Source organism: Stenotrophomonas sp. STEN014 (assembly GCF_056760315.1).
In genome coordinates this window covers 244,961-253,885 of record NZ_JBRREN010000006.1, presented here as the reverse complement: position 1 = coordinate 253,885, position 8,925 = coordinate 244,961, and the positions used below count along the sequence as shown (strand labels likewise).

Here is an 8,925-nt window from a genome sequence, read left to right as displayed (position 1 = left end):
CCCCCCCCCCCCCCCCCCCCCCCCCCCCCCCCCCCCCCCCCCCCCCCCCCCCCCCCCCCCCCCCCCCCCCCCCCCCCCCCCCCCCCCCCCCCCGCCGCCGCCCCCCCCCCCCCCCCCCCCCCCCCGCTCCGGTCAGTAGTCCACGTTGAGTTTCACCCACGCGGAACGGCCAGGCTCGTTGAGCCTCAGCGGATCGGCCGGATAGCCGAAGTCGGCACTGCCCGACAGGTTCAGGTGTTCGCTGTAGGCCCGGTCGAACAGATTGTCGACACCGGCGGTCAGCTGCACGCGGTCGGTGAAGCGATAGCCACCATTGAGCGCCAGCGTCGCAAACCCCGCACTGGCACCGATATCGCGTCCGACCACCGTGCCCTGGTTGAGCGCCACGCGTGTCTGCCTGGACACGGCGCGAACCAGGACGCCGGCATTCCAGCGCCGGTTGTCGTAGCCGGCGCTCAGGCGGGCCTCCAGTGGCGGCATCTGCGGCAATGCATCACCCGAGGCACGGTTCTCGCCCCAGGCGTAGGCCAGCGTGCCGCCCAGCTTCCAGTGGGGTGCGGGGCGGAACTCGACACCGGCCTCGCCGCCGCGGATGTCCACATCCACGTTGGCGGCCGAGGACATCATTCCCATCATTCCGCCCTCCATGTACGCGAAGAGGATGTAGTCCTGGATGCGGCCGGCATACGCCGATACCCACGCATCGAACGTCGGGGCACGGTACTGCAGGCCGACATCCAGCTGCGTGGTCTTTTCCGGGCGGATGCCGGCAAAGGCATTCACCGCGCCCATCGGCCCCCGGTCGGGCGAGAACAGCTCCCAGTAGTCGGGCATGCGCGCGGTGTGGCCAAGGCCGGCGTACCAGGTCCCACGCGTGGAGGTGGTGTCCTGTTCGAACCGCATGAAGGCGGCCGGCAACGTCTCCTTGCGGCGGAGGCCGGCGGTGGGATTGGGCCTACCCATCATCCCTGCGACCGTCCGCTTGTCGGTCACTTCGGCGCGGTCCGCGCGGGCGCCCGACACCAGACGCCGGGCAGCGGAGAGCGTCCATGTCGCCTCGGCAAACAGACCTGCGTTCTGGAAATTCGCATCGGTCACCCACGGCATCGCGAGGTGGGCGTTGCGTCCCATGCCGCCGCGTTCGCGGTGCCGGCTCTGTTGCCCATCGATGCCCGCTGTCAGCTCCAGTCCCCCGGTTGCCCAGGTCCAGGCGTTGCGTCCGCCCAGAGTCCTGCGATCCACCTGGGCGACCATCGGCATCGGCATCGAGCTCATCGGGTTGGGCGTGCGCAGGGTGTAGTTGTCCATCACGTGGTCGGCATAGTTGGCGAACACACTGGCTTCCACGCGCTCCAGGCTGCCGGGCAGGTTGGACTTCTCGAACCGCAGGCTGTAGCTCTGGCGCTTGAACTGCGCGCCGTCCATGCCCCGCCCGGCGTAGCGGGCGCTGCCGTCGCCGACACCGGCATTGAACTCCAGCAGCGTGTCAGCGTCGGGCGTCCAGCCCAGAGCGAGGTCGGTGTTCCACTTCTTCCATGACGAGGGCACGACGTCGCCGGAACCGTCCCTGTAGTCGTCCGACTCGGACCGGTTGGCGCTGAGCCGGGCATAGCCCACCGGCATACCCGCGGTGGCATCGAGCACCTGGTCGTTGCGGCCGAACGAACCACCGAGCAGGCTTCCGGTCAGATCGATACCGGGGGTGTCGAAGCGCGGGGTCCGCCGTTCAAAGCGCACCGTGCCCGCGGACGCGCCCGGCCCCCAGCGCACCGTCTGCGGTCCTTTGATGACGACCAGCCTGTCGTAGGTCTCGGGCGAGACGTAGGACATCGGATTGTCCATGCGGGCCGGGCATGCCCCCGGCATGCTGCCATCGTTGGTCAGCAGGTTCAGCCGTGAACCGAACATGCCGCGCAATACCGGATCGCCATTGGTGCCGCCGTTGCGCACGGCACTGAAGCCGGGAATGGTTTTCAGGTAGTCGGCGCCATCACTGGCGGGCACCGGCTGGCGTGGCAGTTTCGGGTCTGTTTCATAGGTCAGTGGGGAGACGGGGGGCGCGGTCACGACCACGGCCTCAAAATCGACCGGATCAGGCGCGGCGGCCTGTACACCGAACGGCGAGGCCAGGGCCGAGGCAATGGCAAGGGACAGCCACGACGCGCGCGGCGCCGGGCGGACTGGATGGGACATGGGAACTCCAAAACACAAGTGAGGCGACACCCGGGGCGTCGCGCAGGAATACCGCTTGTGGATCAGAGGAGGACGGGAGGCCCCCGGCTGCCCAGGCCGCGCAGGTTCTGCCACAGGCGCAGCGGCGGATCAGGCTGCCCCGTCAGCCGGGCAGCCGCAGCACGCGGCAGCACCAAGCCCAGGAACAGGATGACCGGCAGGAGCAGATCGACCAGACGGCAATAGGAACAGTCCTCTCCCATCGCCGCATGGGGACCCTCGGAAAACGGCGTCTGGGTGGAGGATGGCGCGCCGGTATCTACCCAGTGCATGCCGGTGGAGGTGCAAAGTTCCGTCCAGCCGGGCAGTACCTGCGGCCCGGTACCGGACAACACCCTGCTGGCCGACGGCGCGAGCGCCATCAGCAGCCCGGCGAGCAAGCCAAGCCGGCCGATAAATCGGAACAGGGAGGATGAACGGTTCACATGGAAAGTCTAGTCCAGTGCCCGCAGCCGATTCACCGGCGCCGGCCGCATCCGACCCCGAAAGAGCGCTATGTCATTGATATGAAAGCGTGCGACCAAGTGTCGCAGGCACCGGCGCGGTCATGCGGTGCCCACTTCCGGGACCCGCGGCAGGGGGCAGCTCAGTGATGGCCCGGGGTGCGGGCTTCGGCCCAGCGGCGCAGCAGGACCAGGGTTTCGGCCCAGGCCTGGCTGCAGAAGCCGAGGTATTCGCTGTGCGGGTCCCAGCCGAGGTGGTGGAACTCCAGCACGGTCATCGGTTCGCCTTCGTGGGGCAGGCCGCGCCAGGCGCCGGGGCTGGCGCGGCGGGAGAGCTCGAAACGGATCTCCGTACCGGACCAGGCCGAGGCGGGGCTCTGGCGGGGGTGGTGGCTGATCACCTCCCAGCGCACCCGTTGCCCGGGGAGGGTCTCCAGCACCTTCATCGCGACCACGCCATGACCGCCGCCGGGGTTGTGGCTGAGGAGGGTGTCGCCGTCGATCACCGATTGCTGGTGCGCGATCCACCACTGGCCCAGTCCCTCGGCGGTGGCCAGTCCGGCGTAGACGGTGGACAGGGGGGCATCGATCCAGAGCTGGTGATGGATGGCGGTCATGGCGGCATCCTCCTGTCGGGTGATACCGGCAAGCGTGCCGCAAAGTGCGGCAGGTGGCGTGAAGCCGGTTCCGCTCAGAACTCCAGATCCAGCGCCGCGCACAGGTAATCGATGAACGGTGCCAGCGTGGCGTAGTCCTTGACCAGGGTCTGGCGCAGCTGCGGGCTGCACATCTGGGCATCGGTCAGCGGGCGCGAATACACCCAGTTGCGCTGTTTCAGATCCTCGATGTGCGGGTGGTCGGCCGGGTAGCCGCGCGGCGGCCGCTGCAGCTTCTCGTCGGTTTCCATCGCAAAGCGGCGGACGATGGCCGGATCGCGCACGGCGCGTTCCCAGCTGGCCGGATTGTCGAAAATGAACTGCCGCACCTTGCGCATGCTTTCCGGCTCCGGGTGCCACAGGCCGCCGCCGAGGAAGCAGTTGTCCGGCTGCAGGTGCAGGTAGAACAGCGGCACGATCTGCAGGCGGCGGCGCTCGTGATAGAAGCGCGCGCCCTGCCAGGTCTTGTAGGGCGATTTGTCGTGGGAAAAGCGCGCGTCGCGCTGGATGCGGTACAGCGAGCCGCCCACGGTGCGCGGATCGGCGCGGAAATGCGGGCTGATCGCCTCGATATCCGGCTGCAGGTCGGCGATCAGGCGCAGGAACGGCTGGCGCACGTGCGCTTCGTACTGCGCCTTGTGGTCGTTGAACCAGGTCTTGTCGTTGTGCGCGGCCAGCCCACGCAGGAATTTGAAACTGGCATCGGAAAAATAGGCGGTCATAGCGATTGCTGCAGGTGCTGGCCCCAGTGCTGCAGATGTTCCAGCAGGGCGAGGTACTCGGGGTGGTCGTGGTATTCGGCGCGCATCTGCTCGATCTGCGCGAAGTACTGCGGCAGGGTCTGCTCGCCCAGGCGGGCGGCTTCATCGAACAGGCGCAGGCGGCGGTAGTCGTCCCAACGGGCGCGGTCCTCACCGTGCAGCGTCTGCGGGTGGTTGCGGGCGCGATAGCGGAACAGCAGCTCGGGCAGGCGTGGATCGCGGAAGCGGCCTTCCAGTTCGGCCAGCGCTTCGGGCGGAGCGGTGCGCACCTTGGGCATCAGCGCCTTGTCACCCTCGGCCAGGAAGCCGTCGTAGAGCGAGGCGTCGGCATCGACCGGGCCGGCCGCGCGCTCGCCGGCGAACACGCAGCGCACCTTCTCGGCCAGTTCCGGGCCGAGCGCGCGCAGCTGTTCGACCTTGGCCGCGATGGCGGCCGGATCGATAGCCAGGCGCTCGAAGTCGGGCGCGCGCAGGTGGTTCCAGGCCACCAGCGCCGGCACCTTGTTCAGATGCACTTCCTTCAGTGGCACCCGCTGCTGGCCTTCGGGCAGATCGGCGGCGCGGGTATACAGGCGCGCGGCGATCTCCTCGGCCGACAGGTCCAGCAGCTGCTGCACGTCGCCTTCCAGATCGAACACGATCACGCGGTTGCTGATGTGCGGATGGCGGGTCAGTGGCAGCACCGGCGCGGCGCACAGCCGGCTGGCCGGGTAGCGCATGGAGATGTGCAGCACGGGGTTCATCGCCACCACGTCCAGCAGGCTGCCGACGAAGCGCTTGTCGCGCAGCTTCAGCGCGTAGTCCCACATGCGCGGCTGGGCCTGTTTGAAGCGGCGCGCCATGCCGATGGTGGCGTAGACGTCGGACAGCGCCTCGTGCGCGTCGCCTTCGCGGACATCGTTGGCGATGGCCAGGTGTTCGAGCTTGAACGAGGTGGCGCCATCCTCGCGCTGCGGCCACTGGATGCCGTCCGGGCGCAGTGCGTGTACCAGCCGCAGCATGTCCAGCAGGTCCCAGCGCGAGTTGCCGCCGCGCCACTCGCGCTCGTAGGGATCAAAGAAGTTGCGGAACAGCCCGTAGCGGACGAACTCGTCGTCAAAGCGCAACGTGTTGTAGCCCAGTGTGCAGGTCTGCGGCCGTGCCATCAGGTCGCTGATCCGGGCGAAGGCCTCGGCCTCGCTGACGCCTTCGGCCAGGGCATGCTGCGGGGTGATGCCGGTGATCAGCGTGGCGATGGGCGAGGGCAGCAGGTCGTCGGCTGGCTTGACGTAGAAGCTGACCGGCTCGTCGACCACTTCCAGCTCGGCGTTGGTGCGCACCGCCGCGAACTGGGCGATGCGGGTACGGCGCGGGTCCTGGCCGAAGGTTTCGAGGTCGTAGAAGAGGAAAGTTTCGGGCATGGGGGTCTTTACCGGCGGCTAGTGGCGTGCGTCAGCCGTGGTGACGGCATCGTTCATCCGCGTGCGGAACGGTGCAGGGACAGGCCATCAGTGGGCCCCTGCCAGTACCGGCAGCTGCGCGTGGACGATCCGTTCCAGTGCGGCCCAGTCCATCCGCGCCAGCGTGGTGTGGCCGGCGGTGGCCTCGGCCAGGATGCGCTGCTGGATGCGGGTGCGTTCCAGCGCCACGGCATAGGGCGTGTGGAGGAAGGTGACCATCGTGTAATGCGGCACGAAGCGGGTGGGCCAGCGCGCCTGCAGCGCCTGTTCCAGTTCGCGTTGCAGCAGGAAGGCCGGATCGGCCACCTGGTCGCGCATCTCGATGTAGTTGTCCAGCGCCATCTGCTGGATCGCCGCGGCATTGGGCTTGCGTTCGCGCTCGAACAGGGCGAAGGCCTGCGCGGTGTCGGCGTTGGCGGCCAGCGCGTCGGCCAGGAACACGCAGTCCTCGAAAGCGCAGTTCATGCCCTGGCCGTGGAACGGCACCATGGCATGGGCCGCGTCGCCGATCAGCACCGCTTTGCCGCCCTGGTGCCAGCGATCCAGATACAGAGTGCCCAGCAGGCCCGGCGGGTGCTGTTCCCAGTCGCGGCGCAGATCGGGAATCAGCGGCACCGCGTCGGCGAACTCGCGCTCGAACAACGCCTGCGCCTCGGCGCCGCTGCGCACGTTGGCGAAGCTGGGCTCACCGTCGTTGGGCAGGAACAGGGTGACGGTGAAGGTGCCTTCGTCATTGGGCAGGGCGATGCACATATAGCGTCCGCGCGGCCAGATATGCAGCGCATTGGCTTCGATCTGGAAGCGGCCGTCGGCATGCGGCGGGATTTCCAGCTCCTTGTAGGAGTGGTCGAGGAACTCGGTGCGCTCGCCCAGCGGCGACTTGCGGTTCATCGCCGCACGCAGCGCCGAGCCGGCGCCATCGGCGCCGACCAGCGGTGTGTCGAAGTGGGTGTCGTGCGGTGAATCGTCGCGGTCGTCGATGAAGCGGGCGTAGCCGGCATCGAAATCCACGGTGTGCAGGCGACGGTGGAAGTGGAACCGCGCGCCGGCCGCTTCGGCCAGCTGTAACAGGGTGACGTTCAGTTCGGCACGGTGTACCGACCAGATCACCTCGCTGTCATCACGGCCGTAGGGCTGCAACTCCGGCGTGCCGTGACGCGGATGCACCATGCGCCCGCGCATCATCACCGCCTTGGCCATGACCGCCTCTTCCACGCCAGCCTGGCGCAGCGCATTGCGGCCGCGTTCGGCCAATGCCAGGTTGATCGAGCGACCGGACTCGTAGTCGGCGATGCGCGGATCGCCGCGGCGCTCGTACACGGTGATGCGCCAGCCCTGGCGGGCCAGCAGGATGGCGAGCAGGGAGCCGGCCAGACCGGCGCCGATGATGGTGAGGCCGCGTGGGGCGGTAGTGGTCAAGTCGTGGGGTTCCGTCGGGTCATACACCGGCCCAGGTTTCCACTTCTTCGATGAAGCGGTAGACATCGCGGTAGCGGTTGTACATCGGGGTGGACGAGATGCGGATCACGTCCGGCTCGCGCCAGTCGCCGAGCACGCCGACCGACTGCAGGTACTCGAACAGCGAGCGGCCCTGTTCGCGTCCGCCGGCCACGCGCAGCGACAGCTGGCAGCCGCGACGCTCCGGCTCGCTCGGGGTGATGATCTGCAGCACGCCGTCCAGACGCGCGCGCACCATCGTTTCCAGATAGCCGGTGAGCTTGAGCGACTTCTCGCGCAGGGCCGGCATGCCGGCCTCGTCGAACAGCGCCAGCGAGGCGCGCAGCGGCGCCAGCCCGAGCACGGGCGGGTTGCTCAGCTGCCAGCCTTCTGCGCCGACTTCGGGGACGAACTCCGGCGCCATCTGGAAGCGCGTGGCCTGCTCATGGCCCCACCAGCCGGCAAAGCGCGGCAGCGAGGTGTCGCGCGCGTGGCGTTCGTGCACGAAGGCGCCGGCGACCGCGCCGGGGCCGGCGTTGAGGTACTTGTAGTGGCACCACACCGCGAAATCCGGGGCGATGTCATGCAGCGCCAGCGGCACGTTGCCGACCGAATGGGCCAGATCGAAGCCGACATTGGCGCCGTGCGCACGCGCCAGCCGGGTGATCGCGGCCAGATCGAACACCTGTCCGCTGCGGTACTGCACACCGGGCCACAGCACCAGCGCCACGCGGCGGCCGTGTTCGCCCAGCGCCCGCTCGATGGCCTGCATCGAGATCGTGCCGTTGGGCTCGTCCGGCTGCACTTCGATCAGATCGGTGGCCGGATTGAAACCGTGGAAACGGATCTGCGCCTCGACCGCATGACGGTCGGTGGGGAACGCACCGGCTTCCATCAGGATCGCAGGACGCTCACGGGTGGGGCGGTAGAAGCTGACCATCATCAGATGCAGATTCACGCTCAGCGTGTTCATCGCGACCACTTCGCCGGGCTGTGCGCCCACCACGCGCGCGAGCGAATCGCGCACCAGGCGGTGATAGCCCATCCAGTGCGTGGGACCGGTGAAATGGCCTTCCACCGCGATGCTGGACCACAGGTCCATCACTTCCTGCACCATCGCCTTGGCGCCCTTGGGCTGCAGGCCCAGCGAGTTGCCGACGAAGTAGGTCTGGTCGGCGGACTGGTGCTGCGGAATCAGGAACTGGCTGCGCAGGTGGCGCAGCGGATCGGCGGCATCCAGGGCGGTGGCGTGGGCCGGGGACAGGGTTTCGTTCATCGGTACGCAGGTGGCGAGAATGAGCCCAAAGTGTACCTGTCCCGGCACGGTTGCCGGTTGCGGATGCCGGCAGTGGCGCGGCAGATGGTGCGGGGCGATGGTCGGGGCGCCGTGCGAACCGCACGGAAGGTGCGCTCAGATTTCGGGCGAGGCCGGTGCCGGCAACGGATGCACGGTGCCACAGCGCTGGCAGCTGCGGTGTTCCAGCGAGGAATGGAACCGGTCGAACACCCTGGGCAGGTCGGTCTCGATGTTCTTCAGGTGGAAGAACTCCTCATAGAGCTTGTGGTTGCAGTGCGGGCAGAACCACATGAAGCCGTCGAGCTCGTGGTCCAGACGCTTGCGCTCGACCACCAGGCCGATCGAGCCGGGCATGCGCTGCGGCGAGTGCGGCACCCGCGGCGGCAGCAGGAAGATCTCGCCGGCGCGGATGGGAATCTCCCGTACCGCGCCGCCTTCCTGCACGCGCAGCACCATCTCGCCTTCGAGCTGGTAGAACCACTCCGGGCCTTCATCCCAGTGGTAGTCGCTGCGGCTGTTGGGACCGCCGACCACCATCACGATGAAATCGCCGTTCTCGATCATCTTGTTGCCCACCGGTGGCTTCAGCAGGTGGCGATGCTCGTCGATCCAGGCGTGCAGATTGAGGGGGAGTGGCAGCATGCGGGGGGAGCCTGTGGC

At 68.2% G+C, this 8,925-nt stretch carries 8 protein-coding genes; all 8 read right to left on the bottom strand.

Features of this window, described 5'->3' with window-relative positions; genetic code table 11:
* Positions 1 to 132: 132 nt before the first annotated feature.
* The 8 genes from ACVOMC_RS10855 to ACVOMC_RS10820 all read right to left on the bottom strand — a co-directional run bounded on the left by ACVOMC_RS10855 (position 133) and on the right by ACVOMC_RS10820 (position 8,907).
* The gene (locus tag ACVOMC_RS10855; RefSeq protein ID WP_481523939.1) at positions 133 to 2,193 is read right to left on the bottom strand and encodes a TonB-dependent copper receptor; all 2,061 of its coding nucleotides are present in this window, start codon (positions 2,191 to 2,193) and stop codon (positions 133 to 135) included.
* A gap of 62 nt (positions 2,194 to 2,255) precedes the next feature.
* Positions 2,256 to 2,657: a DUF2946 family protein gene (locus tag ACVOMC_RS10850; RefSeq protein WP_481523938.1), complete on the bottom strand. Its 402-nt coding sequence runs from the start codon at positions 2,655 to 2,657 to the stop codon at positions 2,256 to 2,258.
* A 161-nt stretch (positions 2,658 to 2,818) separates the two neighbouring features.
* Positions 2,819 to 3,292: an SRPBCC family protein gene (locus ACVOMC_RS10845; RefSeq protein ID WP_054658206.1), complete on the bottom strand. Its 474-nt coding sequence runs from the start codon at positions 3,290 to 3,292 to the stop codon at positions 2,819 to 2,821.
* 74 nt (positions 3,293 to 3,366) lie between these two features.
* Entirely contained in the window at positions 3,367 to 4,053 is a 687-nt protein-coding gene (locus tag ACVOMC_RS10840) for a DUF2461 domain-containing protein (protein WP_481523937.1), read from the bottom strand.
* Complete coding sequence (gene sbcB, locus ACVOMC_RS10835; protein WP_481523936.1) at positions 4,050 to 5,492, bottom strand: exodeoxyribonuclease I; 1,443 nt, start codon at positions 5,490 to 5,492, stop codon at positions 4,050 to 4,052. Before sbcB ends, ACVOMC_RS10840 begins: the two co-directional genes overlap by 4 nt.
* 87 nt (positions 5,493 to 5,579) lie before the next feature.
* Positions 5,580 to 6,950, bottom strand: coding sequence for an FAD-dependent oxidoreductase (locus ACVOMC_RS10830; RefSeq protein ID WP_481523935.1), 1,371 nt, complete (start codon positions 6,948 to 6,950; stop codon positions 5,580 to 5,582).
* A gap of 19 nt (positions 6,951 to 6,969) precedes the next feature.
* Complete coding sequence (gene kynU, locus ACVOMC_RS10825) at positions 6,970 to 8,244, bottom strand: kynureninase (protein WP_481523934.1); 1,275 nt, start codon at positions 8,242 to 8,244, stop codon at positions 6,970 to 6,972.
* 135 nt (positions 8,245 to 8,379) lie between these two features.
* Positions 8,380 to 8,907, bottom strand: a complete 528-nt coding sequence (locus ACVOMC_RS10820; protein ID WP_481523933.1) for a 3-hydroxyanthranilate 3,4-dioxygenase — start codon at positions 8,905 to 8,907, stop codon at positions 8,380 to 8,382.
* Between the last annotated feature and the right edge of the window lie 18 nt (positions 8,908 to 8,925).